Origin of the sequence: Streptomyces sp. NBC_00212 (genome assembly GCF_045206365.1) — a bacterium.
Classification (GTDB): domain Bacteria; phylum Actinomycetota; class Actinomycetes; order Streptomycetales; family Streptomycetaceae; genus Streptomyces.
Genome location: NZ_CP108115.1, coordinates 7,581,414 through 7,608,078 on the forward strand (window position 1 = coordinate 7,581,414; position 26,665 = coordinate 7,608,078).

Annotated in this window: 24 protein-coding genes; 11 read left to right on the forward strand and 13 right to left on the reverse strand. The window is 70.7% G+C overall.

Going from position 1 to position 26,665, the window contains the following annotated elements; genetic code table 11:
* Window positions 1–27: 27 nt before the first annotated feature.
* From OHA17_RS34580 to OHA17_RS34595, 4 genes are all read right to left on the reverse strand, one after another.
* Complete coding sequence (locus OHA17_RS34580) at window positions 28–1,296, reverse strand: sensor histidine kinase (RefSeq protein ID WP_406509756.1); 1,269 nt, start codon at window positions 1,294–1,296, stop codon at window positions 28–30.
* Window positions 1,287–1,940, reverse strand: coding sequence for a response regulator transcription factor (locus OHA17_RS34585; protein ID WP_406509757.1), 654 nt, complete (start codon window positions 1,938–1,940; stop codon window positions 1,287–1,289). Before OHA17_RS34585 ends, OHA17_RS34580 begins: the two co-directional genes overlap by 10 nt.
* A 320-nt stretch (window positions 1,941–2,260) precedes the next feature.
* A complete protein-coding gene (locus tag OHA17_RS34590; protein ID WP_406509758.1) occupies window positions 2,261–2,419 on the reverse strand; it encodes a hypothetical protein in 159 nt (52 codons plus the stop codon).
* 137 nt (window positions 2,420–2,556) lie between these two features.
* Entirely contained in the window at window positions 2,557–3,180 is a 624-nt protein-coding gene (locus OHA17_RS34595; protein ID WP_406509759.1) for a TetR/AcrR family transcriptional regulator, read from the reverse strand.
* Between the two features lie 496 nt (window positions 3,181–3,676).
* Here OHA17_RS34595 and OHA17_RS34600 point away from each other — a divergent pair, with 496 nt between their 5' ends.
* The gene (locus tag OHA17_RS34600; protein ID WP_406509760.1) at window positions 3,677–4,492 is read left to right on the forward strand and encodes a LuxR C-terminal-related transcriptional regulator; all 816 of its coding nucleotides are present in this window, start codon (window positions 3,677–3,679) and stop codon (window positions 4,490–4,492) included.
* A gap of 265 nt (window positions 4,493–4,757) precedes the next feature.
* On the opposite strand, the gene OHA17_RS34605 is transcribed toward OHA17_RS34600, so the two are convergent.
* Window positions 4,758–5,240: an Lrp/AsnC family transcriptional regulator gene (locus tag OHA17_RS34605; RefSeq protein ID WP_406510889.1), complete on the reverse strand. Its 483-nt coding sequence runs from the start codon at window positions 5,238–5,240 to the stop codon at window positions 4,758–4,760.
* A gap of 123 nt (window positions 5,241–5,363) precedes the next feature.
* Between OHA17_RS34605 and OHA17_RS34610 the strand changes: the two genes are divergently transcribed.
* Window positions 5,364–5,909 carry an RBBP9/YdeN family alpha/beta hydrolase gene (locus OHA17_RS34610; protein ID WP_406509761.1) on the forward strand — a complete coding sequence of 182 codons (546 nt, stop codon included), beginning with the start codon at window positions 5,364–5,366 and terminating at the stop codon, window positions 5,907–5,909.
* 125 nt (window positions 5,910–6,034) lie between these two features.
* Window positions 6,035–7,126 (forward strand): hypothetical protein, encoded by a 1,092-nt coding sequence (locus tag OHA17_RS34615; RefSeq protein WP_406509762.1) that lies wholly within the window; start codon window positions 6,035–6,037, stop codon window positions 7,124–7,126.
* A 26-nt stretch (window positions 7,127–7,152) separates the two neighbouring features.
* Here the strand turns inward: OHA17_RS34615 and OHA17_RS34620 are convergent, their stop codons facing one another.
* From OHA17_RS34620 to OHA17_RS34635, 4 genes are all read right to left on the reverse strand, one after another.
* Window positions 7,153–7,563 (reverse strand): VOC family protein, encoded by a 411-nt coding sequence (locus tag OHA17_RS34620; protein WP_053728604.1) that lies wholly within the window; start codon window positions 7,561–7,563, stop codon window positions 7,153–7,155.
* A gap of 10 nt (window positions 7,564–7,573) precedes the next feature.
* On the reverse strand, window positions 7,574–8,032 hold the full coding sequence (locus tag OHA17_RS34625; protein ID WP_406509763.1) for a helix-turn-helix transcriptional regulator: 459 nt from the start codon (window positions 8,030–8,032) through the stop codon (window positions 7,574–7,576).
* 104 nt (window positions 8,033–8,136) lie between these two features.
* Window positions 8,137–9,252, reverse strand: a complete 1,116-nt coding sequence (locus OHA17_RS34630) for a mechanosensitive ion channel family protein (protein ID WP_406509764.1) — start codon at window positions 9,250–9,252, stop codon at window positions 8,137–8,139.
* A 367-nt stretch (window positions 9,253–9,619) separates the two neighbouring features.
* A complete protein-coding gene (locus OHA17_RS34635; protein WP_406509765.1) occupies window positions 9,620–10,180 on the reverse strand; it encodes a hypothetical protein in 561 nt (186 codons plus the stop codon).
* A 400-nt stretch (window positions 10,181–10,580) separates the two neighbouring features.
* Between OHA17_RS34635 and OHA17_RS34640 the strand changes: the two genes are divergently transcribed.
* Window positions 10,581–10,787 carry a cold shock domain-containing protein gene (locus OHA17_RS34640; protein ID WP_398874905.1) on the forward strand — a complete coding sequence of 69 codons (207 nt, stop codon included), beginning with the start codon at window positions 10,581–10,583 and terminating at the stop codon, window positions 10,785–10,787.
* A gap of 128 nt (window positions 10,788–10,915) precedes the next feature.
* Window positions 10,916–13,138 (forward strand): NADP-dependent isocitrate dehydrogenase, encoded by a 2,223-nt coding sequence (locus OHA17_RS34645; protein ID WP_406509766.1) that lies wholly within the window; start codon window positions 10,916–10,918, stop codon window positions 13,136–13,138.
* A gap of 85 nt (window positions 13,139–13,223) precedes the next feature.
* Here the strand turns inward: OHA17_RS34645 and OHA17_RS34650 are convergent, their stop codons facing one another.
* Entirely contained in the window at window positions 13,224–14,162 is a 939-nt protein-coding gene (locus OHA17_RS34650; RefSeq protein WP_406509767.1) for a DUF4436 family protein, read from the reverse strand.
* A 79-nt stretch (window positions 14,163–14,241) separates the two neighbouring features.
* Window positions 14,242–15,312 carry an esterase-like activity of phytase family protein gene (locus OHA17_RS34655; RefSeq protein WP_406509768.1) on the reverse strand — a complete coding sequence of 357 codons (1,071 nt, stop codon included), beginning with the start codon at window positions 15,310–15,312 and terminating at the stop codon, window positions 14,242–14,244.
* A 316-nt stretch (window positions 15,313–15,628) separates the two neighbouring features.
* On the opposite strand from OHA17_RS34655, the gene OHA17_RS34660 reads away from it, so the two are divergent.
* On the forward strand, window positions 15,629–16,879 hold the full coding sequence (locus OHA17_RS34660; RefSeq protein WP_406510890.1) for a cytochrome P450: 1,251 nt from the start codon (window positions 15,629–15,631) through the stop codon (window positions 16,877–16,879).
* Window positions 16,880–16,920: 41 nt separating this feature from the next.
* On the opposite strand, the gene OHA17_RS34665 is transcribed toward OHA17_RS34660, so the two are convergent.
* Window positions 16,921–18,375: a hydrolase gene (locus tag OHA17_RS34665; RefSeq protein WP_406509769.1), complete on the reverse strand. Its 1,455-nt coding sequence runs from the start codon at window positions 18,373–18,375 to the stop codon at window positions 16,921–16,923.
* Between the two features lie 390 nt (window positions 18,376–18,765).
* Here OHA17_RS34665 and OHA17_RS34670 point away from each other — a divergent pair, with 390 nt between their 5' ends.
* The 5 genes from OHA17_RS34670 (at window position 18,766) to OHA17_RS34690 (ending at window position 25,035) form a co-directional block, all read left to right on the forward strand.
* On the forward strand, window positions 18,766–19,674 hold the full coding sequence (locus OHA17_RS34670; protein WP_406509770.1) for a dihydrodipicolinate synthase family protein: 909 nt from the start codon (window positions 18,766–18,768) through the stop codon (window positions 19,672–19,674).
* A 156-nt stretch (window positions 19,675–19,830) separates the two neighbouring features.
* On the forward strand, window positions 19,831–21,213 hold the full coding sequence (locus OHA17_RS34675) for an aldehyde dehydrogenase family protein (protein ID WP_406509771.1): 1,383 nt from the start codon (window positions 19,831–19,833) through the stop codon (window positions 21,211–21,213).
* A 23-nt stretch (window positions 21,214–21,236) separates the two neighbouring features.
* Window positions 21,237–22,505, forward strand: a complete 1,269-nt coding sequence (locus OHA17_RS34680; protein ID WP_406509772.1) for an alpha/beta fold hydrolase — start codon at window positions 21,237–21,239, stop codon at window positions 22,503–22,505.
* Between the two features lie 58 nt (window positions 22,506–22,563).
* Window positions 22,564–23,751: a M6 family metalloprotease domain-containing protein gene (locus tag OHA17_RS34685; RefSeq protein ID WP_406509773.1), complete on the forward strand. Its 1,188-nt coding sequence runs from the start codon at window positions 22,564–22,566 to the stop codon at window positions 23,749–23,751.
* 264 nt (window positions 23,752–24,015) lie between these two features.
* The gene (locus OHA17_RS34690) at window positions 24,016–25,035 is read left to right on the forward strand and encodes an alpha/beta fold hydrolase (RefSeq protein ID WP_406509774.1); all 1,020 of its coding nucleotides are present in this window, start codon (window positions 24,016–24,018) and stop codon (window positions 25,033–25,035) included.
* A gap of 33 nt (window positions 25,036–25,068) precedes the next feature.
* On the opposite strand, the gene OHA17_RS34695 is transcribed toward OHA17_RS34690, so the two are convergent.
* Entirely contained in the window at window positions 25,069–26,547 is a 1,479-nt protein-coding gene (locus OHA17_RS34695) for a peptidoglycan D,D-transpeptidase FtsI family protein (protein ID WP_406509775.1), read from the reverse strand.
* Between the last annotated feature and the right edge of the window lie 118 nt (window positions 26,548–26,665).

Genomic DNA, 26,665 nt, shown 5'->3' on the forward strand with positions numbered 1-26,665 from the left:
ATTACGGAGAACCTGCACGCAACCTGACTACGTGGCCGCACGCGCGGCCGGGAGCGTCACCTCGACGTGACCGCGTCCGTCCGCGATCGCGCGGACTTCCACACCGGCCGATGCGGCGATGCGCCGGACCACCGGCAGCCCAAGCCCGTAGCCGCTGCCGCCGGTCACACCCGGTTCGAAAACCCGGTCGACCTCCTCCGGATCGAACCCGGGGCCGTCGTCCAGGACATCGACCACGATGGCCTCACCCTGGACGCGCGCGGTGATCCACACACGCGACCGCGCATGCCGCAGGCCGTTCTCCAGCAGCGGCGAAAGGAGCGCCACGGCGACGTCGGGCGCCACGGTGGCCTCGGCCTTCGCGGGAAAGGCGACCCCGACCGCGCGGCCGGCGATCGCTTTCTGCGCGGCGGAGCGCAGATCGCACCGGGTGCCGGCGTCCGTCCGTGCGCGCGCGGCGCGCAGAATCGTCGTGATCGCCGCATCGAGGCGGTCGACCTCGCTCAGCACTGCCTTCGGCGGCACCGGCTCGCCGGACAGCTGTGCCAGCTGCGCCTCGCCCCGCAGGACCGTGAGCGGTGTCCGCAGCTCGTGGGCGATCTCATCCGTGAGCCGGCGCTCGTCTGCCAGCGCGTCGTCGACGCGCTCCAGGAGGTGGTCGAGGGTCCGCCCCAGTTCCCCGAACTCGTCGCGGGGGACTCCGAGGTTGAAGCGGCGCCCGGGTTCGTGATGGCCCCAGTCGTCGGCGAGGGCAGCCATCTCGTGCACGACCCGCAGCGCGCGGCGCACCACGAGGTGCGCGACACAGCCGGCGAGGAGGATGGTGAGGCCGCCCAGTATCAGCGACAAGGTCAGGCTGTGCTGCTCGGACGTCTCGTAGGGCGTCAGGTCCACCCGCACGACCACCATGACGTGGTGCCCGACGATCGGGACCTCCTGCGCGGACAGCAGGTAGTGCGCGACAGTTGCGGTCTGCGATCGGCGTGAGCCGGCCAGCGCCTCGACGCGCTCGACCATGCCTGCCGGTACGTTCCCGTCGATCAGGCGGCCATCGGCATATACCCAGGCGACCTCGTCCAGTGCCTCGCTGTCGTTCTCGGTCAGTACGACACGGCCGCCCACCGTGGTGACGTTCGCCGCGACCGCCTCGGCGCGGGTACGCGCCAGATCGTGCGCGTCGGCGTCCGTCACCCGGCTCAGCAGCACGTGCGAGACCACGACCAGTATCGCGACCACGGCGGTGGCGATCAGGACAGCGAGCGCGACGACCTTTCTGCGGAATCCCGTCACTGCCATCGGTAGCCCACGCCGCGGACGGTCGCCAGACGCTCGGCCACACCCAGCGGACTGAGCTTGGTCCGCAGCCGGCGCACGAAGGAGTCGAGGGTGTTGTCGTTGACCTGCGCGCCATGCGGCCAGCCGGCAGCGATGAGCGCGTGGCGGCGGACCGCATCGCCCTGCGAGGCGATGAGGCGGCCCAGCAGCCGGAACTCGGTCGGAGTCAGGCTCTCGCTCACCGAGTCGTAGGTCACCACGTGCTTCACCGGATCGAGGACGACCTCGTGCGGTGCGGGCGCCACGGTGGACCGGCGCAGCAGCGCACGGACCCGGACCAGCAGCTCGGGGACGTCGAAGGGCTTGGTCATGTAGTCGTCGGCGCCCGCCTCGAAGCCGCCCACCTTGTGATGCAGGCCGTCCAGGGCGGTGAGCATCAACACCGGCGCGTCGACGCCGCGCGCCCGCAGCGCCAGACAGACATCACGTCCGTCGGCGTCCGGCAGCCCCAGATCCAGGACGACCAGCCCAGGTGCCGGTGCGAGCTGCCGCAGCAGACTCTCGGCCGTGGCGGCGACGGCAACGGTATGGCCGTCGTGCTCCAGGGCGCGCTTGAGGACGCTGCGGACCCCCGCGTCGTCTTCGCACACCATGATGAAAGCCACGTGCTGACCCTAGATACTCTCGCCCCCGTTCTCCATCTGCCCTGGTCAGCCGCCTGACGGTCGGGGGCAGGCCGCTGATGAGGCACACCCTTGCGCTGCGATACAGGGCCGCGACGGTCAGGCCCGACGGGCCGAGCCGCAGCAGCGGAGGTTGGCGGGAGGACCACAATTGCGGCAAGGCCACCATTCGGCTGCGGCCCACGGACATGGTGGCAGTCCCTGACGAGGAACTGCGCGCTCTCATCCGTGCCGCGCTGAACCCCTGACCGAAGACCCGGCCCTGCACCAACGGTTCGCTGGTGTGTGGCCGCAATGGGCATTCAGGAATCCACCCTCCGGGCCAACGCCGCCGACCTCGTACCTACGTTGTTGAAGACGCCGTCCTCGGTGAACAGGTCCCTGAAGCCCTGCACGTCCAGGACGGTGCCCTCGGCCGCCCGGTACGCCGCCCTGACCACGGTCTCCGTGTCGGTGCTCATGGTGCCCTCCCGCATTGAGAGAATCCATTCAAACCATTGATTTAAATTGTGGTGAGAGGGTGGCTGCCTTGTCAAGCAAGTGATTGGATTGCTCGTGGCGCCGGCCCCATGCGGCCCATTCCGGCGGTATCGGGTGCTTAACGGGCTCCCCGGAACGCGCCGGCCACCACGGGGACGAGCATCCGCTCCACCCGCTCGGCGGGCTCGGTGGCCAGCTCGGTCCCAATGGGCGCCAGTGCGAGCCAATTCAGCATCCCGGCCGCACAGCGAACCCGGAAGGCGAGCTCTCGCTCGTCGGCCTCGGGAAGGTGCGCCGCCAGGATCCGCACTGCCTGATGCCGGGCCTGCTCGAACTTCCCGGCCAGCTTCTCCCACCCTTCGGGCGGATCGATTCCCACCCGCGCCACGGTCCGCAGCACGGCCAGATCCCTCCCCCCGGCCGCGAGCGCGCTGACCATCGGCCGTGCGAACGCCTCGGCCAGCTCGCTCAGCGTCGCGCTCCCCGCCAGAGCGTCGAGCTCACGGATCTGCGCGTCCAGGTACCGCTCCAGTGCGTGCTCGATCGCCACGTCGCACAGTGCCTTCAGCGACCCGAAGTGGTAACTCACCGCGGCGACATTGGCCCCGGCGTTCTGGGTGATCTCGCGGAGAGTGACTCCTTCCTGCCCGCGCTGCGCGAGCAGTTCGAGAGCGGCCGCCAGCAGGTCGTCCCGCGTTCGCTGACCGGCATCGCGGCGAAGGTCCGTCTTCTCTGGTCTCACGCTAGAACTCAAGCGAACGCTTGAGTTCTATGTCAAGCGGTCGCCTGGCGCGGACGGCGGCTCAGGGGGATTCGACCCCACGACGAGCAACACCGCGCCGCCCTGCCGCAGCCGACCCGAGGGCAAGCGGTCGACGTGATCGCGGGGGCGACCGCGCTGGCGGCCCAGCAATGGCAGACCTCCCCCGAAGCTCTGGCCCGCCTGTATGCCGAGGACCCGCTCACAAGGACCGTGCGACATGGGGCGTGGTCGCTTCCGAGACCAGTCGTCTGCCACGGTCTCCGTCGCTGAGCGGAGCGAGGCCGTCGAGGGGCAGCCTCCCCAGGCGGAACCGCCGACCCGCCTTGGCGGGTCCGGCCGGAGCCGGGTCAGTGAGTTCGTGGCCGTCGATGCCGTGACGGCGGAGCCGGCGTGGTCCGTACTGCGCTGGCGGCGCTGGCCGCAGGAACCCGCCGCCAGCGCCATCGGGGGCCACCGCACCGGTTAATGGACCTGCTTGCCCGCCTGGCTCCCCGGCGCGGCCGACCAGCTCGTCGACGCCGATGACAGCGTGCGCGACCCTGGTCTCACCGTGATGCGCGGCTGGCTGCTGGCCGGTGGGGGAGATGTGGCCCAGGCGATCGAGGTCCTTGGACCGGTGGCATCAGGCGCCGTGAACTCGTGCAGCTACTGGCCGCTGTGGCCCTGCTGGATGGGTCTCTTCTTCGAGATCGGCACTGCGGGCGCGAATGGAGCCTTCTCGGAAGTCGTGGTCCAGGTCGCCGAACTCGCCGCGACACGCAACCCAGGGGTGGCGAGCTTCGAGGGCGTAGCGCTGAGTCTGCGGGGACGCGCGAAAGGCGACCTGCCCATGATCGCCAAGGGTGCCAAGGTCCTCGCCCTGAGTCCCCGCCCGATCCTGCGCGCCTACGGCGCGGACGTCTGCGGACGCGCGCTGCTCGCCGACGGGCAGCGCGACCAGGCCCTCGAACTTCTCGATGGGGCCTGGGACGACTACCACCGGATGGCCGCCCGGGTCTATCGCGATGCCGTGCAGCACGCGATGCGCGAGGCGGGCACCCGACGCTCCAAATGGTCGGCGGCCGCCACCCGACCCGAATCCGGGTGGGCCTCCCTGACCGCCGCGGAACGACGCATCGCACTGCTGATCGCAGACGGCCACTCCAACCGCTCCGCCGCCGGCGCACTCGGCGTATCGATCAACACCGTCGGCACACACCTACGGATGGTCTTCAGCGAACTGGGCGTTCAGTCACGCGTCCAACTGGCCAACGCGGTGAATCGTGGCGAGACGACAGCGACGCGCAAGTGATGAGATCGACCAGCCGAACCTCGTTGCCGCAGATCTCGGAGGCGCGCTCAGTGGGAACCTGATCTAGGTTTGGCGACTATTTCAGCGGACTGCGGTTGGGGCATCCCATGGCGTATCCGCAGTCCGCGAACGTGCAGGTCATTGAGGACGACGTGAGTCCGGGTCCCGTTGCGCGGGGGTGGTACCTCGCTCTTGGGCAGTCGGCTGATGGTTATGTGACCGGTCGGCGTCCGATCGATCGAGGGGCCGCATGTGTGGTCGGGCCCTACGACGACGGGCAACGGCCCTCGCATGAGGGGGTCGGCGCCCCACCCGTCGGCAGCGATTTCGGTGGATAGCTGCGCAGGACGAGGGAGGTGGTGACGGGACCGTGGCGGGCGAGCGAGTCCACGACCTGTTCGAGGCGTTCGGCGTGGGAACAGTGCACGTCGAACAGCAGACAGTCCTCGCCGGTTGTCCGCAGGGTCGAGACGACCTCGGGAATGTGGGCGGCCAGGGTGAGTGCCTGGGACAGCTGCGCGTGGGTGGTGCGGAGGCGGACGACGGCGTGGATGTTCAGCCCGACCGTGGCGGGAGCGACGACGGCGCGGTAGCCGGTGATGGTCCCGCTCTTCTCCAGGCGCTGGATGCGGGCACTGGCCGCCGGTTGCGAGAGCCCGACTCGACGCCCGACCTCGGCGCCGGTGAGCCGGCCGTCGGTCTGGAGCAGTCCCAGGATGGCGCGGTCGATCTCGTCGAGTGATTCCATCGTTGTCACCGCCACTTCCTTTGAGATCACTTGCTGAGCCGATCCGCTGCCGCTGACCCATCGAGAATCACCGCAGGGCGAGCCCACGAGGGGTGGGGGCCACGCATGGAAGGACGGTAGGCGATGGTCGCGTACGTCGTCATCCCCGGGATCGACGGTTCGGACGAGCGGCACTGGCAGAGCCGGTGGGAGAAGCGGTGGGGAGCCTCGGCGGTCCGGATCGCGCCGGACTCATGGAGCCGGCCGGAGCTCTCCGACTGGGTCGCCGCGCTCCAGGCCGCGTACGAGATCGCCTCGCGGCGCGACAGCCAGGTGGCGTTGGTGGCCCACAGCCTGGGCTGCTGGGCAGCCGCCCGGTGGCTGGACCGGGCGCGGCCCGATGGAGTCGTGGCGTTCCTGGTCGCCCCTCCGGATCCCCGGGGAGCGGCCTTCCCACGCCAGGCCGCGTCCTCATTCCTGGACCTGTCCGCCCGCCCCCTGCCGTGCCCGAGCGTGATGGTGGCCAGTGACGACGACCCCTACTGCGACCCGAAGACAGCCACCTCGTTCGCGCGCGACTGGCAGGCGCGGCACCGTCCCGTGGAAAACCGCGGCCACATCAACGCGGACAGCGGCCTCGGCGATTGGCCGGCCGGCCTGGAAATCCTGCGCAGGCTGGTCGACCACTGAGACGGCCGAGGTGCGGTCCAACGGCTTCCAGGCGAACAGCGGGCGGGCTGGTCTCTGCCGCCAAAGACCCGGAGCGATCGGAACCGTCACCCATGAGGGGCGCCCCCAGATCCGCCATCAGCACCGTGCCCCACAGCAGCGCGCTCCAACTGGTCGAGACCCGGCGGGCGTTGAGGCACTACCGGGTCAGGGCCTGGCGATGCGTCGGGGGCGGGGCCGGATCCGTGGCCTTCGCGGGGGTGCTCGCCGTCGCCGTACGCCACCCGCCGGGTGCGCTCGTGAGCATCCTCGTCGCGCTGGGCATGGTCATGTTCGCCATCGGCATCGGGGCGCTGTCCGTCGCCGGACGGATGCGGCGGGCGCTGGCGTCGGCGCCCTGGACGGCGTACCGAGCGGTCGTGGTGCCCCGGCCCCGGCAGGCGATCGCCGTGGTTCTCGCCGCCCCGGAGCGGGCTGAGCTGCGTCCGCTGGCCGCGGTCGTGACCCGCATGCGCCACGACGTGGTCGGGCCGGGGAACGACGGGGTGCTGTGGTGGTGCGGCGTTCCCGGCTCGCCCGGGGTGTCGACGCGGCCCGGCAGCGGGGAACTGGTGTGGACGACGCCCATACGCAGCGCCCGCTTGCGGGACAGACTGGCCGGGGCCGCCATGGCCGAGGGCGTATGGACGGGGCTTGCCCCCGCTCCAGCGCCGGCGGCGGACCCTGGGGCGCCCCCGGCCCGGCCGGGGCGGCGGATCGGCCTGTTCAGGTGGGTGGTGGTGGCCGGTGCGGCGCTGTTCGCGTTCGGGGCGTACGCGCAGACGTCCTCCCAGGACGACCCGCTCGTCGATCTGACCGTGCTGTCCGAGCGCCCCGACGGCAGCTGCACCGTCAGTTGGACGGATCCTCTCGACTTCGGCCTCCGCACCGGCCCGTTCCCCTGCGATCCGGACCGGGATCCGAGCCTCAAGTCCCGTGTCGCGGGCGGCAGTTCCGGTGGGCCCGGCTTCGAGGTCGGGCGGGTCGCCTCGCGCGGACCGTGGAAGGGGCGGCTCTACGGGCCGGACGAGCTCGGACCCGACGGTGCCGCCTACCAAGTGGTCGTCGGCGGCGAGTACTTCGGCCTGCCACTGGCCGGCGCCGGGCTCGTCGCCGGTGCCGTCTCGGTGATCCGGCGCCGCCGCGAAACACATCCGGTACCGGCGGTCGCGCAGCGTGCCGCCCGGCTGCTTCCATGATCCGGCCGGGGTTCAGACACAGGCTCTTACGCCTTGGCCTGCTGCTGGATCTTGATCAGGTTGCCGGAGGGGTCGCGGAAGCCGCAGTCGCGCGGACCCCACGGCTGGTCGATGGGCTCCTGGAGCACCTCGGCGCCCGAAGCCCGTACCTTCTCGAAGGTCGCGTCGAGATCGTCCGTCCTGAAGACCCACATCGGCAGGACACCCTTGGTGAGCAGTTCCTGCATGGCGTCGCCGTCGGCCTGGGAGCGGCCGGCGTGCGGCTCCGAAAGGACGATCTCAAGCCCCGGCTGGGTCGTGCTGCCGAGGGTGACCCAGCGGAACCCGCCGGACGCGACGTCGTTGCGCACTTCGAGTCCGAGCGCGTCGCGGTAGAAGCCGAGCGACTCGTCCACGTCGTTGACGGTGATGTGGCAGTACTGGAGCGCGATGGTCATGCCGTCAACGTTAGGCGGCGGCGTTGTCGCCCGCTTCTCGAATCCTGCTCGGTGCGCCCGGTGCGCTCGGGGGGTTTCTCGTCGGACGCGTCCGCACCTTCGCCACGCACGCGGGCATCGCCGCGACCGCGTCGTGCCCCCGGCCGCGGTACGCGCTCGGCGTCTCGCCCACGATCTCGGTGAACCGCGAGCTGAACGAGCCCAGCGACGTACAGCCGACCGCCATGCACGCATCCGTCACACTCATGCCCCCGCGCAGCAGCGCCATCGCCCGCTCGATCCGGCGGGTCATGAGATAGCTGTACGGGGTCTCGCCGTAGGCGGCCCGGAACCGCCGCGAGAAGTGCGCCGGCGACATGAGCGCGTGCTGAGCCATGGTCGGCACGTCCAGGGGCCTGGCGTACTCGCGGTCGATGAGATCCCGCGCCCGGCGCAGGTGCACGAGGTTGGCGAGCTCTTCCGGCGTCATGTCACGAAGCTACCACCGCCCACTGACAGGGGCTCTGACCTGCGAGAACGCGGGCGGGCGCCCATGGGCACGGCCGACACGGTGCGGCCGTGCTCGGCTGGCGCTCAGCGCTGCGGGTCCGACAGCGTCGAGGGCGGGGCCTCGCGCTGGTGGGGGAACGCGGACGGGGACGGGGACCGGGTCGGCTCGGGCTTGTCCTGCTGGAGGGAGACGGTCCGGGTCGGGGCCGGGATCGAGATGCCCTCCGCCCGGTAGCGCCGGTGCAGCCGCTTGATGAACTCGTGCTTGATCCGGTACTGGTCGCTGAACTCGCCCACCCCAAGGATCACCGTGAAGTTGATCCGGGAGTCCGCGAACGTATGGAAGCGGACCGCGGCCTCGTGCCCGGGCAGCGCACCCGTGATGTCCGCCATCACGCTGTCGACGACCTCCAGGGTGACCCGCTCGACGTGCTCCAGGTCGCTGTCGTAGCCGACCCCGACCTGCACCAGGACCGTCAACTCCTGTTCCGGGCGGGCATAGTTGGTCATGTTCGTGCGGGCGAGGCGGCCGTTGGGGATGATCACGAGGTTGTTCGACAGGTTGCGCACCACCGTGTTGCGCCAGTTGATGTCGACGACATAGCCCTCCTCGCCGCTGCTGAGCCGGATGTAGTCACCGGGCTGCACCGTCTTCGACGCGAGGATGTGCACTCCGGCGAAGAGGTTGGCGAGGGTGTCCTGGAGGGCCAGGGCGACCGCGAGGCCGCCCACACCGAGGGCGGTGAGCAGGGGCGCTATGGACACGCCCACCGTTTCGAGGGCGACCAGGACGCCCATCGCCACCACCACGACCCGCGTGATGTTGACGAAGATCGTGGCCGAGCCGGCCACCCCGGTCCGGGACTGCGCGAGGGACTGCACGAGCCCCGCGACGACCCGGGCCGCGGTGAGGGTGATGACGAGGATGAGCAGGGCGGTCAGCGAATGGTTGACGATGCCCGCGACCCGTGTGGTGAGCGGCAGCGCCGAGGCGGCCACCGCCGTGCCCGCGACCGTGGCCGCCCAGGGCGCGATGGTGCGCAGCGCGTCGACGATGATGTCGTCCCCGGTCCACTTCGTTCTTCGCGCGTGTTTGCCCAGCCATCTCAGCAGCACGCGCAGGAGCAGCCCGGCCGCGATGCCCGCGGCCATCGCTATGGACGCCACCACCCAGTCGTGCAGCACGAGGCCCCGGTTCAACGGACACGCTCCCGGCGGCGAGGGGCCGGGGGTTGAGCGAGGGATGCCGTCGATCGCCGTATGTGATGTGTCGTCACTTTGTCACCTTGTCGCCTGTCGGACCGTGCTGCCCGGAGCCTCGTTCGGGCGGTACGCACCCGGAACGGGCTGCCATCCTGCCCCATGGGCGGAGCGTCCTCGCAGGTGGGCCGGTGTCCAGCCGCCTCCGCCGAGAGATACCCGGAATTGCGCGACACAACTGGCGTACAGGCTCGGGCACTTCGAGCTGACGGGGCGTCACCCCATCAGGTGTCGCCGTCGATGTCGTACGGCGGACCCGGGGCGACCGGCATCAACGGCGACACCCCGACTCCGGCGGCTGCCGCGCCTACCGGAGGCCGGAGAGCTTGAAGACCGTGCGGGCCGTCTCGCGGTCCACCCGAGCCGCCATCTGCCGCAGGGCCGTCTCGCCGCAGCGGAGCACGCCCTGATCGAGGCTGGTGCGGGCGTCCCGGTCGAGGACGTGCCACAGCGGGGGATTCGCGACGAGCACCTTCGGGTCGAGCTCGGCCCGGTGGCCCTCGGCGTCCCGCAGCACCAGGCGCTGGGCGACGCCGTCGGACCAGCGCACCGACACCAGGCGATCGGTGCGGACCTCGGCTCGCCGCAGCAGCCCGCGCGAGACCAGGCGGCCCGGCCCCACCGACACCCGGGCGGGCCAGAGCACGACAAACAGCAGGGCGGCGAGAACGCTCCACAGTCCGGCCCGTACGACGCTGAGGGTGCCGGCCGCGGCGTCGATGGCGAGGAGCAGGCCGAGCAGTACCCCCGCGCACCCCGCCGCCGAGCGGGCCTCGCCGGCCCATGTGGTGTCGTACACCACTGCTTCGGCTCCGCGGTGGGGTGCGGTGCCGTGTCCCGCCACATTGCCGGTGGTCAGTCGTCCCATGGTGAGGACGCTATGGGCCCGCACCACATAGGGCGCCGTACCTTGATGGACCGCTGATGTGTGGCCCGCCGGAATTGACGCGGACCATACGCCGGGTCCGCTTCCCCGGCATCCCGGCAGCAGCTGTCAAGGCAGGTATCAAATGCGCGGTACGGCGGTATACCTACCAGTAAGGAACTTGTCCGCTTCGGCGGTGGTCCGGCTGCGGTCGGCGCCGTGGACGGGCGTGGACAGTTCTCTTTCCAGGACGGCAGGAGTCCCCGCGCGGGCAGTGCCTGTTCCGGCGCGGGAGGCCGCGTCCCGTCCTCGTCGTCGTGAACCCAGATCCTTTGTGGACAGCCGGTTCCCCCTTTCCCGACCCCTCGGGGGCCGTGAAAGTGATCACCCGAGGAGTGAGGCCATGAGCGAGAGGTGCGAGGGGATCGTCCAGTACTTCGACCGTGAGAAGGGCTACGGATTCGTCGTGCCGATCGGGCAGCACGACGCCATCTACGTGCGGCGGGAGGACATCGAGGGGGAGACCCGCACGCTGTCCGAGGGACAGCAGGTCTCCTTCGTCATAGAACTGGGCCGGGGCCGCTTCGAGGCGCGTGCCGTACGCCCGTGAGCCGGTGGCCCGGAGTCCCTGCCGCGCCCTCTTCGCCGGGGGCTTGGGCCGGGGGCCCGTCGTGACCCGGGGCGATCACGAGATATCTTGATGTCGAGCAATGTTGCAGACGTGGAGCGGAGCACCCGGTGACTGACTCGACCATCATCTACACCCACACTGACGAGGCGCCGGCCCTGGCGACGCATTCGTTCCTGCCCGTGATCCAGGCGTACGCCTCGACCGCCGGTGTCACTGTGGAGACCCGTGACATCTCCCTCGCGGGGCGCATCATCGCGAGCTTCCCCGAGTTCCTTCAGGAGAGCCAGCGGATCGACGACGCGCTCGCCGAGCTCGGCGAGCTGGCGAAGACGCCCGGCGCGAACATCATCAAGCTGCCGAACGTGTCGGCCTCCATCCCGCAGCTCAAGGCCGCCGTCGCCGAGCTGCAGGGCCAGGGCTACGCGCTGCCGGACTACCCGGACGACCCGAAGAGCGACCAGGACAAGGACGTCCGCGCGCGCTACGACAAGATCAAGGGCAGCGCCGTCAACCCGGTCCTGCGTGAGGGCAACTCCGACCGCCGCGCTCCCGCGTCGGTCAAGAACTACGCCAAGGCCCACCCGCACCGCATGGGCAAGTGGACCTCCGACTCGAAGACGAACGTCGCCACCATGGGCGAAAACGACTTCCGGTCCACCGAGAAGTCCGCGGTCGTCGCCGAGGCCGGCTCGCTGCGTATCGAGCTGGCCGCCGCGGACGGCACCACCACCGTGCTGCGCGAGTCCGTACCGGTCCTCGCGGGCGAGGTCGTCGACGCCTCCGTGATGCGCGTGGCCCAGCTGCGCGAGTTCCTCACCGCGCAGATCGCCCGCGCCAAGGCCGAGTGCGTGCTGTTCTCGGTGCACCTCAAGGCCACGATGATGAAGGTCTCCGACCCGATCGTCTTCGGCCACGTGGTGCGCGCCTTCTTCCCGAAGACGTTCGACAAGTACGGTGACGTGCTCGTCGCCGCCGGCCTGTCCCCGAACGACGGCCTCGGCGCGATCCTCAAGGGCCTCGACGGCGTGCCGCACATCGGCGCCGAGATCAAGGCGGCCTTCGAGGCCGAGCTCACCGAGGGCCCGGCCCTCGCGATGGTCGACTCCGACCGCGGCATCACCAACCTGCACGTGCCGTCCGACGTCATCGTCGACGCCTCGATGCCGGCGATGATCCGTACCTCCGGCCACATGTGGGGCCCGGACGGCGCCGAGGCCGACACCCTCGCGGTGCTTCCGGACAGCAGCTACTCGGGTGTGTACCAGGTCGTCATCGACGACTGCCGCGCGCACGGCGCCTTCGACCCGGCCACGATGGGCTCCGTGCCCAACGTCGGCCTGATGGCGCAGAAGGCCGAGGAGTACGGCAGCCACGACAAGACCTTCGAGATCCCGGCCGCGGGCACCGTCCGCCTCGTGGACGCCGCGGGCAACGTGGTCCTGGAGCAGGAGGTCGCCGAGGGCGACATCTTCCGCGCCTGCCAGACCAAGGACCTGCCCATCCAGGACTGGGTCAAGCTCGCCGTCACCCGCGCCCGCGCCACCGGCGACCCGGCCGTGTTCTGGCTCGACGAGGGCCGCGCGCACGACGCCGTCCTCATCGAGAAGGTCCGCACCTACCTCGCCGAGCACGACACCGAGGGCCTGCGGATCGAGATCATGTCGCCGGTCGAGGCGACCGCGTTCTCCCTGGAGCGCATCCGCCGCGGCGAGAACACCATCTCGGTCACCGGCAACGTGCTGCGCGACTACCTGACCGACCTGTTCCCGATCCTGGAGCTGGGCACCAGCGCCAAGATGCTCTCGGTGGTCCCGCTGATGAACGGCGGCGGCCTCTTCGAGACGGGCGCCGGCGGCTCCGCCCCCAAGCACGTCCAGCAGCTGGTCAAGGAGAACTACCTGCGCTGGGACAGCCTGGGTGAGTTCCTCGCGCTCGCGGTCAGCTTCGAGCACCTCGCGACGACCACGGGCAACGCGCGCGCCCAGATCCTCGCCGACACCCTCGACCGCGCCACCGGCACCTTCCTCAACGAGGACAAGTCGCCGAGCCGCAAGCTGGGTGGCATCGACAACCGCGGCAGCCACTTCTACCTCGCCCTGTACTGGGCGCAGGAGCTGGCCAAGCAGACCGAGGACGCGCAGCTCGCGCAGGCGTTCGCGCCCCTGGCCAAGACGCTGTCCGAGCAGGAGTCGACCATCGTCGACGAGCTCATCGCGGTGCAGGGCTCGCCGGTCGACATCGGCGGCTACTACCGGCCGGACGCCGCCAAGGCCTCCGCGGTCATGCGCCCCTCGAAGACCCTGAACCAGGCCATCGCCACCCTCGCCTGACCCAACTCCCCTACGGGGGACGCAAGTTGAGCACACCGCCGCCCCGGCCGGATCCCTTCCGGCCGGGGCGGCGGCATTGTGCCCCTCAGTGCCCGCCCCCGTCCCCCGCGTCCCCCGCGGCGTGGCTGTCCGTGTGGTGGTCCGGGTGTACCTCCGGCGCCTCGTCCGTTCTGCGGTGTGTTTCGGAGAGGATGCCGGTCACCGCTACCGCCACCAGGCAGGCGGAGATGATCGCCTCGGCCCACAGGAACGCCGCGTAGTCGAGCAGGCAGCCCACCGGCGGGCCGCCCGGGGCCGCGTTGCGGAACCCGGCCAGGGCGAACAGCGTGGCCGCCATCCAGGCCATCGCCGGCCATACGAGCCCCCGGCGCTGGTCGATGATCACCCAGCTGGCGCCGAGCACCGCCAGGGCGAGCCCCCACATGATGAACATCATGAACCAGGCCCAGATGAACGTGGCTCGCGAGCGGCTGACCCGGATCTCGAACGACGCGAACCCGTGGTCCTGGCTGCGGCTGATGATCGTCGGCTTGAAGAACGCGTCGACGTCGCGCAGCGAGACGGCGACCGGCACCTCCTTTCCGGCCGCCTCGGCGGCGAAGCCGATGGAGGTCGAGTACCGGTCGAAGGGGTAGTCCGAGACGGAACCGCCGTCCAGGCTCACCTTCACGTCCTGGTACGAGACCTGTCGGCCGGCCTTGAAGTCGAGGCTGCCCCGGATCAGCGAGGACGTCTCCACCCGCAGGTCGACCGCCGGGGTGTACGGGTCGCCCTGCTCGCGCAACGTGCCCTGGGGGAGCACCAGGACCCGCAGCGTCAGCTCCCGGGCGACCGGGTCGACCTTCTGGATGCTGGTGTCGACGTACACGCCGTTCGTCGCCCGCGGGTCGCCCAGCGTGTGCTCCTGCTGGCGCACGTCACGCTCGTTGAAATACAGCAGCACCCCCACGACCGCGGCCAGCAGGATCACGAGGAGCGAAATGAGGTGACGTACGAAGTATTTGCCCGGTCGAAAACGTGCCATAGGCGAATGAATACACCCCAAGGTGTACTGGTTCGCCGGACGCGGGGCCGAGCGAGCGCGGCCGACCCCGCCCGAGCGATCACACGTGACGCGGCAGCCGGACCGTCAGCGAGTAGAGGCGGGTGGTCTGCGCCGGGTTCTCGTTGTCGTCGCTGACCAGGAGCAGTCGCAGGCGGCCGTCCCAGGTGCGGCCGGTGACGGCCACGCCCTCGACGTTGTCGAGCAGCGGGTTGGGCTGCGGCTGCTTGGCCGTCGCGCCCAGCGAGGGGCAGGTGGCGAGGTCGGCGAGCAGCGTCTTGCGCATGACCTTGGCCGTGCCCGGCAGGTTCTCGACCCCGCTCACATCGCTCGCACCCCGCGGGTCGGCGAGGAAGAGGCGTACCGAATTGCCGACGCCCGCGGTGAAGCCGCGCTCCAGGACGAGCAGCCGGCCGTCGCCCGTCGCGGTGATCTCGGACACGCCCGCGTTCGGACCGACGGGGTAGGCGTACTGCCCGGCGAGCGCGAACTCGCCCTTCGGGCCGCCCCGGTGCCAGGTCTGGAACCGTACGAGCGAATGACCGGCCGCGTCCTTGCCGTCACCTGACAGAGGGGCCTCCATGGAGGCGATCAGGGTGTGGCCGCCGGGCTGGAGGGCGAGGCCCTCGAACGTCGCGTTGGAGACGGCGCGTCCGGCCGGGGCGACGCGCAGCGCGTCCGGGACGGGCAGACGGCCGAGGAGCCTGCCGTCGCGGTCGTAGCGGCGTATGGACGGCTCGATCTCGGAGGTGATCAGGCGGGTGCCGTCGCGCTCGACGACCACGGCCTCCGAGTCGAGTTGCTTGCCCTGTTCGTCGGCGAGCGGCACGACCCGGACGGGAGCGGCCACCGGGCCCCTGCCCACCTTGAGGTTGAACAGTTGCGAACGGTCGGACAGAGCCGCGAGGGTGCCGTCGGTGTCCACGGCCAGACCGGACAGATTGCCGACGACCGTGCCCTGAAAGAGAGTTTTGTCCAGGCCGTCGTAGAAGCCGTCGATGGCCGTCGACGAGGAGCAGGCGTGCGGGGCGCTCGCGGGCGCCCTTTCTGCGGCGGTCGCATCGGTGACGGTCACTGAGGCGGCGACGGCCAAAGAAGCGGTCGCGGCGGTGACGGCGGTGCGCAGACGCACGGGTTCCTCCCAGGTCGGATGCAGTGGTACCGCCACCGTAGATCGGCTTGTGTGACGGGCGAGTTGAGTTCCGCCATCCTGCGCGGGAACGCTGGACCGCCGCTCGAATCGGGGACCGGAACGGCCATTCCGCCTTCGGGGGATCAGCCGGGGCGGGCCGGTCACGGCCGCAAACTGCTCGTGAGCTGGGCCCCTGGCGGCTCGGGAGGGCCGCTGAGCCACTTATCCTGAGCCACTCAGCCCGTACCCGGTGTCCTGGCCGCACAACTTGTCCTTGGAGTCCGCCTTGAGGGTAAATCTCCGTTCCCGAGTCACCATGTGGCTCGGGCGCACCTACCTTGCCAGGATCCAGAAACGCGGTATCGGCCCCGGCACCATCTCGCTGCTGCCCGACGCGCTGCTCATGCCGCTGCGCCGGGACGGACTCGACCCGGTTCCCGAGCTGACCGCACGGCAGGCCGAGGAACCGGTCAGCAAGGTGCCGCTGCCCTTCGGGATGGACGCCTGGGTCGTCACCGGCCACGACGCCGTCAAGGCCGTGCTCGGCTCCACCGACGGGTTCAGCAACGACTTCACCCACCTCGCGGGCAACGCGGGCGTCGTCGAGGAGCAGCACCCCGGCGGGCTCGGGTTCAGCGATCCGCCGGTGCACACCCGGCTGCGCCGCATCCTGACACCCGAGTTCACCATGCGACGCCTTCGCCGGCTGACCCCGCGCATCGACGCCCTCGTCGAGGCGCGGCTCGACGCGATGGAGGCCGCGGAAGGACCCGTCGACCTGGTGGAGGCGTTCGCGCTGCCCATCCCCTCGCTGACCATCTGCGAGCTGCTCGGCGTGCCCTACGAGGACCGGCACGACTTTCAGCAGCTCGCCATGGAGCGCTTCGACCTGTTCGGCGGGGCGACCGCTCCGCTCGGCGCGATGTCCGCCTCTTTGTCCTACTTCCGGGACGTCGTCAAGAAGCAGCGCGAGAACCCGGGCGACGGCCTCATCGGCATGATCGTCAAGGAGCACGGCGACAGCGTCGGCGACGACGAACTCGCGGGCCTCGCCGACGGCGTGCTCACCGGCGGATTCGAGACCACCGCGAGCATGCTGGCGCTCGGCTCCCTCGTACTGCTCCAGGACCCGGACGCCTTCGCGCGAATAGCGCGCGACGAGGCGGCCGCCGCGACGTTCGTCGAGGAGGCGCTGCGCTACCTCACCGTCGTCCAGCTGGCCTTCCCGCGCTTCGCCCGCGAGGACGTCGAGATCGCGGGCGTGCTCATCCCCAAGGGCGACATGGTGCTGTGCTCGCTCAGCGGCGCCAACCGCGACGCCGCGTTCACCCCGGACGGCGGCCGCTTCGACGCGCACCGCAAGGCGAGCGGCCATCTCGCCTTCGGCTACGGCATCCACCGCTGCATCGGCGCGGAACTGGCCCGCATGGAACTGCGCGCCGCCTTCCCCGCCCTCGTCCGCCGCTTCCCCGAGATGCGCCTGGCCGTACCGGCGGAGGAACTCGCCTTCCGCAAGCTGTCGATCGTGTACGGGGTCGAGTCGCTGCCGGTACGGCTGCGGGCCTGACGCGCGCGACCGGGCCGAAGGCCGGGCGCGCGCAGACCAAATCAGCCGACGGTGAGCGCGGTGTCGTCGACGACGAACGACGTCTGGAGCTTGGACCCCTCGGTGGCGGTGAACTTGAGGGTCACCGTCTGCCCCGCGTAGGCCCCGAGGTCGAAGGTGCGCGGGGCGTAGCCGCTCGCCGCGTCCACGTTGGAGTACGTGGCGAGGGTGCCCAGAACCGTCCCGCTGCCGTTCAGCACCTGGACCTTGAGGGTGTCGTACGCCGTGCTCGACGTCTCGGCCGTGTCGATGTGCAGTTGGAAGGCGAGCGAGGCCGAGCAGCCCGCCGGGATCGTCACCGTCTGGGCCAGGGTGTCGGTGTGCGCGCTGCCCTTGCCGCCGAGCCAGGCCTTGTACGCGCCCGTGCGGGCGGGCTCGCCGCTGGTGTTGTTGATGATGCCGCTGGTGGCCGTCCAGCCCGAACTTCCGGATTCGAAGCCGGGGTTGGCGAACAGCTGGGCCGCGGTGCACGGCGTGGGGTTGCCGCCGTCGCCGCCGCCGGCCGCACCCGAGAGCCATGCGGTGGCGTTCAGCGCGAGCGCGGCATCGGTGCCCGCCGGGTCGTTCCAGCCGTCGTAGAGGGTGTTGCCCGACTGGCCGGTGCCGTCGTCGATGGGCGAGCTGTCGCCCCAGAACGCGACGCGGCCGCTGCCGAAGGTGCTGGTGGCGAAGAAGGCGCCCGTGTTGCCGGAGGAACCGGTGCGGTAGACCAGGCCCTTGGCAGCCGGGTTGTCGGACGGCTTGAGGGTCACGGTGGTGCCGTTGCGGATGATGCTGCCGGTCACCTTGCCGAACGAGCCGTTCAGGACCGGGTCGGCCGAGTCGCTGATGGCGCGCGGATTGTCGGTGGCGATGTTGAGCGCGTCCACGGAGAAGCCGAACGGATCCGTGCTGTCCACGCTGTTGTTGGACATCAGGTCGTTGATGACCTTCACCGCGTCCGCGCCGTCGTTGTTGCGGTCGGAGCCGGTGTGGTCCGAGATGAGGAACAGCCCGCCGCCGTTCTGCACGAACTGCATCACGGCGGTCTTCTCCGCCGCGCTGAGCAGCACGTTCGGCTCCGGCATCACGAACGTGTCGAAGTTCTTCAGGTCCGTCGCCGACGACGTGCCGTACGTGATCGCGCCGCCCGAGGGCAGCGTCTTCAGGGCGTAGTCGCCGGTCTTCTGCAACGCCACGCCCCACGAGGACAGCGCGCCGGTCCAGTCCTTCTCGGCCGAAGGCGAGGGGTTCTGGCCCAGCGGGTCGGGCTGGCTGGTGCTGATGATCCAGTCGGCGTTGCCGGCGGTCTCCGCCTTGGAGTTGTCGAACAGAACGCGGTGGGGAGTGGCCGCGGCGACGGCGGGCGCGGCGCCCGCCTGGACGGCGGTCCCCGCGATCAGGGAGGCGGAGAGGGCCAGACCGCCGGCGATGCGGCGGCGGGATCTGGGGCGGGGGAACCTGCTCGTTCCGAGCATCCGGCGTACCTCCAGGTATGAGGGGGGAGAGGCGATGCGGGGCCAAGTCTTCGCGCGTAGATGGTTGTTCGCTGAACGTCCATGCCACGAGCGACTGAACGGTACATGGCAAGAAGGGGCCTGAGGCAAGCCCTCGGACCGCGTCTCTGTGGTGAGTCGGGCCCGCGCCGCGACTGTGTCCGGCCCGCCCCGTGGGGGCCCCTTGGCAGCGACAGTGCAATGTGAAATATTACTGCTGCCCTCACGGGGAATTCCCCGGACGTCTCGTCGTCGGCGCCGAAGGTGCGGACGGCACCGACTCCCGCGCCGAGGACGGCAGTTGACCTGCGCGTTCCCGGGGGTACAGCACACGCATCAGTAAAATGTCACACATCAGAAAGGGCTTCCGTCGTGACCGCCACCACCTGGAACACCACCCGCCCCTGGCGCGGCATCATGGTCGCCACCGTGCTGCCGCTGCGCGACGACCTGTCCGTCGACTACGACGCGTACGCCGAGCATGTCCGCCGGCTGATCGACAACGGCTGTGACGGGGTCGTTCCGAACGGCTCGCTCGGCGAGTACCAGACCCTCACCGACGAGGAGCGCGCCCTGGTGGTCCGCACCGCCGTCGACGCGGCGGGCGACGGCGCGCGGGTGATGCCCGGCGTCGCCGCCTACGGCAGTGCCGAAGCGAGGCGCTGGGCCGAGCAGGCGGGGGAGGCGGGCTGCGGCTCGGTGCTGCTGCTGCCGCCCAACGCCTACCGGGCCGACGAGACGGCCGTCCGCGCCCACTACGCGGAGGTCGCCAAGGCCGGGGTGCCCGTCGTCGCCTACAACAACCCCATCGACACCAAGGTCGACCTGAACCCCGGGCTGCTGGCCCGCCTCCACCAGGACGGCAGCGTCGTCGCCGTCAAGGAGTTCAGCGGCGACGTGCGCAGGGCGTACGAGATCGGTGAACTCGCCCCGGACCTCGACCTGTTGATCGGCGCCGACGACGTCCTGCTCGAACTCGCGACGGCCGGTGCGGTGGGCTGGATCGCCGGCTACCCCAACGCCTTCCCCACCACCTGCGCCGAGCTCTACCACGCGGCCGTCGCCGGTGATCTGAAGACCGCGCTGCCGCTGTACAAGTCCCTGCACTCGCTGCTGCGCTGGGACTCCAAGACCGAGTTCGTGCAGTCCATCAAGCTGTCGATGGACATCGTCGGCCGCCGCGGCGGCCCCACCCGCCCGCCGCGCTTCCCGCTCACCGGCGAGATCGAGGCCGAGGTGCGGGCCGCCACCGAGAAGGCCGTCGCCAACGGTCACCTCTGACCCCGTCGGCCCAGGACGATCCCCGGTGCCACCACGGCCGGGCGGTGGCCGCCGGGCTGCCTACCGCCGGCCGACCGGGATCGATGCCACGCCGGGCCGGCTCGTTCATCGCACCTCCCAGACCCGCACGACCCCTTCCCCCGGAGGTTTCCTCCCGTGACCACCGCCGTCTCCTTCCTCACCTCCCGCAATCCGGCCGACCCCACGGACGTACTCGTCTCGATCCCCTCTCCCGGCGCCTTCGCCGTGGCGGACGCCGTGGAGCGGGCCCGCGCGGCCCAGGCCGGCTGGCTCACCGGCGGTGCGGCCGCGCGGTCGGCCTCGCTCGGCGCGGTCGCGGCCGCCGTCGAGGCCGCCGCCGACGAGCTCGCCGCTCTCGCCGTGCGCGAAGTCGGCAAGCCACTCGCCGAGGCCAGGGCCGAGGTCGCGCGGACCGCCGCGATCTGGCGGTACTACGCCCAGGCCCCGTACGAGCCCACCGGCAGCGTCCACGAACCCGCCGCCGGCGCCGGGCTGTTGCTGAGCCGCCGCCGCCCGCACGGAGTGGCCGGGCTCATCACGCCCTGGAACTTTCCGCTCGCCATCCCGAGCTGGAAGGCCGCCCCGGCGCTCGCCGCGGGCAACGCGGTCGTCCTCAAGCCCGCCCCCGAGGCGACGGCGTGCGCCCTGCGTCTCGGCGAGATCGTCCGACAGGCCCTGCCTGCCGGGGTGTTCACGGTCCTTCCCGGCGGAGCCGGCGAAGGCAACGCGCTCGTCTCGGCGGCCGACGTCGTCTCCTTCACAGGGTCGACCGGTGCCGGTCAGGCGGTCGTGCGCGCCGCCACCGCTCGGGGCGTCCCGGTCCAGGCCGAGATGGGAGGTCTGAACGCGGCCGTCGTCCTGCCGGACGCGGACATCGACCGGGCCGCGGCCCACATCGCCGCCGCGATCGCCGGATTCGCGGGACAGAAGTGCACCGCCACCAGCCGGGTGATCGCGGTCGGCGCCGCGCACGCCCCGCTGCGCGAGGCGCTCACCGAAGCGCTGCGAGACCTCCCGGTGGGCGACCCGGCCGACCCCACCACCGTGTGCGGTCCGCTCATCAGCGAATACGCGCGTGATCAGGTCGCCGAGGCCTGGCATGGACTACGTGCCACGACGGGCGGCACGGTGCCCAAGGGGCCCGGCTGGTACGCGGCCCCGACCCTGGTCGAGCAGGTCCCCGCCGGTCATCGGCTGCTGCGCGAGGAGGTGTTCGGGCCGGTGGCCGCGCTGCTGCCCGCCGACGACCTCGCCCATGCGGTCAGGATCACCAACTCGGTCCCGTACGGCCTGGTCACCTCGGTGCACACCGTGGATCTGGACACGGCGCTGGGAGGCCTGGACCGCATCGACACCGGCATGATCCGGATCAACGCCCCGTCCACCGGGGTCGACTTCCACCTTCCGTTCGGGGGCACCAAGGCATCCAGCCACGGGCCCCGCGAACAGGGCCGTGCGGCCCTGGAGTTCTACACCTCCAGCCGCACCTACACCCTCTCCCCTGCGAAAGCCATGTGACATCGGATGACGGTGAGGAATCCATGAACCCCGCGTACGCGACTGTCGACCACGTCTTCACCGTCCCGCTGGACCACGCGGCCCCGCACGGCCCGACCATCGAGGTCTTTGCCCGCGAGGTCGCCGACCGCAGCCGGGCCGGCGAGCGCCTGCCCTGGCTGCTCTACCTTCAGGGCGGGCCCGGCGGCAAGTCGCCCCGCCCCTCGGCGGGTTCGCCCGGCTGGCTTCCCCAGGCGCTCAAGACCCACCGGGTGCTCCTCCTCGACCAGCGCGGTACCGGCCGCTCCACCCCCGTCACCGCCCGAGCGGCCGCCCGTTTCGCCTCGCCCGCCCAACTCGCCACGTACCTCGGTCACTTCCGTGCCGACGCGATCGTGGCGGACGCCGAGCTGATCCGCCGGGAACTGTGCGACGGCGAACCCTGGGAGACGCTCGGCCAGAGCTACGGCGGCTTCATCACCCTCACCTACCTGTCGCAGGCGCCCGAAGGGCTGCGGGCGTGCTACGTGACCGGCGGTCTGCCCGGCCTCGCCGCCACGGCCGACGACGTGTACGCGCGCACCTACCCCCGCGTGCGCGACCGCGTCCTCGACTTCTACGCCCGCTATCCGGACGACGCCACGCGCCTTCGCGAGATCGCGGACCTGCTCGCCGCGACCGACGTCCGGCTGCCCGACGGGGACAGGCTCACCGTCCGCCGCCTGCGCACCCTCGGCCTCGCCCTGGGCATGGGCGACGGGTTCGAGCGGCTGCACTGGCTCCTCGACGAAGCCCTGGACGCGGAGGGCGAGTTGACCCCCACCTTCCTCCACCAGGTGATGGGCCTCACCGGCTTCGCCGACAACCCGCTGTTCGTCGTCATGCAGGAGTCGCTCTTCGCGCAGGGTGCGGGCGGCCCGACCGGCTGGGCGGCCGACCGCGCGCTCGCCGGCTTCCCCGAGTTCGCCGAGGACGCGGACCCGCTCCTGCTCACCGGCGAGATGATGTACCCCTGGATGGTCCGGGAGATCGCGGGCCTGCGCCCCTTCGGGGACGCCGCGGACCTGCTGGCCGCCCGCACCGACTGGCGTCCCCTGTACGACCCGGACCGGCTCGCCGCCAACGAGGTCCCCGTCGCCGCGATCGTCTACCACGACGACATGTACGTGGACGCCGGGCTCTCCCTGCGCACCGCCCGCGAGGTCGGCGCCACCCGCGTCTGGGTCACCAACGAGTGGGAGCACGACGGTGTCTCGGCCTCCGGGGGCCGCGTGCTGGCCGGCCTCATGGACCTGGCCGCGGGCCGAGCCTGAACCGTCACGCCCCGCACCCCCCACCCCCCGATGGGACACCCCCCCCGATGGGAGAATCATGCCTGCCCTGCCGCCCCGTCTGCGCCCGCTCGCCGCGGCCTTCGCGCTCCTCCCGTGCCTCGCCGCCCCCGCGACGGCGACCGCGGCCGCCCCGACCAACTCCCCGCATTCCAGGGAGAGTTGTGCGCTTCCCGGCCAAACCGGCTGGACGGACGAGGGGCACGGCACGGACCGCGTCCAGTTCCAGCCCGCCACCGGCACCCACCGCGTACTGACGCTGTTCGTAGACTTCCCGGACGCGCCGGCCACCGACTCCACGGCCGCCTACGCCGCCCAACTCGCCCCCGCCGCCGACTGGATGGCCAAGGCCAGCTACGGCCGCTCCCGCCTCGCGATCAGCTCGTTGAACCGCTGGATCCGGATGCCGGCGGATTCGGCCTCGTACGGATTCGCGCGCGGCCTCACCTTCGAGGCCCATGAGAAGTACGTACGGGACGCGATCGGCGCCGCCGATCCGTACGCGGACTTCTCCCGCTACGACATGGTCTATGTCGTTCCCACCAAGGCGGCGGCCGCGATCTCCTTCTCGCCGACGTACCTCTACGATCCGACCACACCCGGCGTCACCGCCGACGGCGTCCGGCTCAAGTGGGCGGTCACCTTCGGCCAGGACATGTGGCACTGGGGCCCGAAGGTCGCCGACCACGAGACCTCCCACACCTTCGGTCTCCCGGACCTGTACTCCTTCACCGGCGCCACCCACCAGTACGTCGGCGGCTGGGACGTCATGGGCAACATCGCCGGACCCGCGCCGCAGTACCTCGGCTGGCAGTCCTGGAAGCTCGGCTGGACCCGCGACGACCAGGTGGCCTGCCTCCCCGCGGCCGGTCGCCGCACCATACGGCTGACCCCGGTGGAACGGCCCGGCGGCACCAAGATCGCCGTCCTGCGCACCGGCGCGACGACGGCGTACGTCGCGGAGTCCCGCCGGGCCGAGGGCAACGACAGCTCCGCCTGCTCGACCGGCGTGCTCATCTACAAGGTCGACTCCGCCGCGCAGACCGGCGACGGGCCGCTGAGGATCATGAACGCGAACCCGACGGCCACCCCGCCCGCCGGCTGCACCCAGCTCGACCTGGCCGCGTACAAGCCGGGCCAGACCTTCACCGACCCCGACACGGGCGCCCGCGTCGACGTCCTCGCGGGAGGCGGGCTGGGGGACACCGTGCGCATCAGTATGAGGTGACCGAAGGACGGGGGCAGGGCGGGGGAAAAGTGGCGGGTGCGCCAACTCACCGTAGACATACGGCAGTTGTGAGGACGCCCGCTCGGCGCGCCGCTGAAGCGTGCCTGGCGGAAAGGTGCGAGGGTGGGGCTTGTCCGTGGCGAAATCTGCTGGTAATCGAGCAGGCGCCACTGGTTCTACGCTCGTTGCGGGGAACGCTGACGGGGAACGCTGACGGGGAGCGCGCACGGGGACGTGGTGCGGGCGTGATCGGGGAGGTTGTCGATGGCTACTGGCACAAGGCTGCGCCCGGTGGGCGACCAGGACGTGCGACTGCGCCACCGCGTGGTGCACGGATACCGCCGGGCGTACCGCATCACGGGCGAGGGGCCACCCGTCGTGCTGATCCACGGCATCGGCGACTCCTCGGCCACCTGGGCCGAGCTGATCCCCGGCCTCGCCCGCCGCTACACCGTCCTCGCGCCCGACCTGCTCGGCCACGGCGCCTCCGACAAACCGCGCGCCGACTACTCGGTGGCCGCCTACGCCAACGGCGTCCGCGATCTGCTCGGCGTCCTCGGCATCGAACGGGCCACCCTCGTCGGGCACTCGCTCGGCGGCGGCGTAGTCATGCAATTCGCCTACCAGTACCCGGAGTTGACCGAACGCCTCGTCCTGGTCGGCGCCGGGGGAGTGGGCCGCGAGGTCAACCCGGTCCTGCGCGCCGCGGCGCTGCCCGGCGCCGAGCTGATGCTCGCGCTGCTCTCCCGGCCCGCGATGCGCCGGCCGGCCCGGCTCGTCATCGAGCTGATGCGGCTGCTCGACAGCGACCTCGGGCAGGACGCCCCGGACCTCCTCGGCCTGGTGGACGCGCTGCCCGACGCCCGGTCCCGCAGCGTCTTCGTCCGCACCCTGCGCGCGGTCGTCGACTGGCGCGGCCAAGTCGTCACCATGCTGGACCGCTGCTATCTGACCCAGGGCATGCCCACGATGCTGATCTGGGGCTCGCGCGACAGCGTCGTCCCGGACACGCACGCCCACCGCGCGCACGCGGCGATGCCGGGCAGCCGGCTCGAAATATTCGAAGGGGCCGGGCACTTCCCCTTCCACACCGACCCGGCCCGCTTCCTCGCCCTCGTCGAGGACTTCATCGAAACGACCCCGCCCGCCGACTGGAGCGCCGAACGCTGGCACGCCCTGCTGCGCGCGGGGCGGTTCGGTACCGCTGTCGCCGCGCCCGACCCCGCCTACGAGGCCGTGGTGGAAAGGGAGTTGAGGGTGGAGAGCGAGCGCAGCGCGACATAGCTTCGCCATCCGCCCCTTACGGGCGCCGCCCCGTCACTTCTTCATGACCGCCTCCATCACCGACTTCGCGATCGGCGCGCCCAACTTGCCACCCGCGATCTCGGAGCGCTGGATGTCCATGTCCGACGGGTCGACGAAGACCGCCACCGCCACCGGCGAGGTGCCGTCGCTCTGCTTGGCGTACGAGACGAACCAGGCGTACGGGCGCTGCTCGCGCACATCGGCGCCGTGCTGGGCGGTGCCGGTCTTGCCCCCGACGGTGACGCCCGCCATCTTGACCTTCTGCGCGGTGCCGTCGCTCGCGGTGAACTCCATCATTTCCTGCACCTTCTTCGCGGTGCTCTCCGAGACGGCCTGGTTGAGCACCTCGGGCTTGGCCTTCTCCAAGGTGGCGAGGTCGGGGCCGCGCAGTTCGTCGACCATGTACGGCTTCATGACCTTGCCGTCGTTGGCGATGCCCGCGGTCACCATGGCCATCTGGAGCGGGGTGCTGGTGAGGCTGCCCTGGCCCATGCCGGTCAGCGCCGTCTGCGGCTTGTCGAGCTTGTCGGGGTAGCCGCTCTTCGCGGTCCTGACCGGCGTGAACTGCTCGTGGTTGAAGCCGAACTTCTCAGCCGTCTCGCGCATCTTGTCCTTGCCCGTCTTGAGCGCGGCCTCAAGGAACACGTTGTTGCAGGACCACTGCATGCCGGTCTTCATGGACACCTTGTTGCACAGCGAGTTGTCCACGTCGTTGCCGACCTGAGTGGAGCTGAGCGGCAGGGTGTACGGCGCCGGGGCGTCCGGCATGGGGGCGTTGATGTCCGTCACGACGCCGTGCTCGATGGCGGCGGCCGCAGTGAGGATCTTGAAGGTCGAGCCAGGCGGGTAGACCTCGCGGATCGCCCGGTTGTTGAGCGGCTTGTTCTTGTCGGCGTCGAGCTTCTTGAACTCCTTGCCCTCCTTCGACGAGATCCCGGCGAAGACCGAGGGATCGTACGAGGGCGTGCTGACCATCGCGAGGATCTTGCCGGAGCGGGGATCGAGGGCGACCACGGCGCCCTTCGCCTTGAGGTCCGTCAGCCCCTTGTACGCGGCCTTCTGCGCGGCCGGGTCGATGGTGGTGATCACATCGCCGCCGCGCGGGGTCTCCCCGGTGAACAGGGACTTGGCCCGGTCGAAGAACAACCGGTCGTCCTTGCCGTTCATCACTTTCGCGTGCACGCCCTCCAGGAAGGTCGCGCCCTGCGCCTGGGAGAGGTAGCCGGTGACCGGCGCGTACATCGGGCCGTCCTTGTAGGTCCGCTTGTACTTGAAGTCGGAACCCGGGGTCTCCACCGACCCCGTGATCGGCTGCCCGCCGACGACGATGTCGCCGCGCGGCTGCGAGAACGCGTCGATTTGCACCCGCCGGTTGTTCGAGTCATTGGCCAGGGTGTCGCTCTTCACGAACTGGACCCACGTCGCCCGGACCAGCAGGGCGAGCACCAGTACCCCGCAGAAGACGGCTATGTGCCGCAGCGGCTTGTTCATCACGCTCCCAGAGACGTACCGAATGGGGTTGAACCGGACATGTAGTGATCAGCAGAACAGGTACGGCACCTCGGTGTCCAAGAGCGTTCAGCGCGCCCAGGCCATAGCGATCCACCTA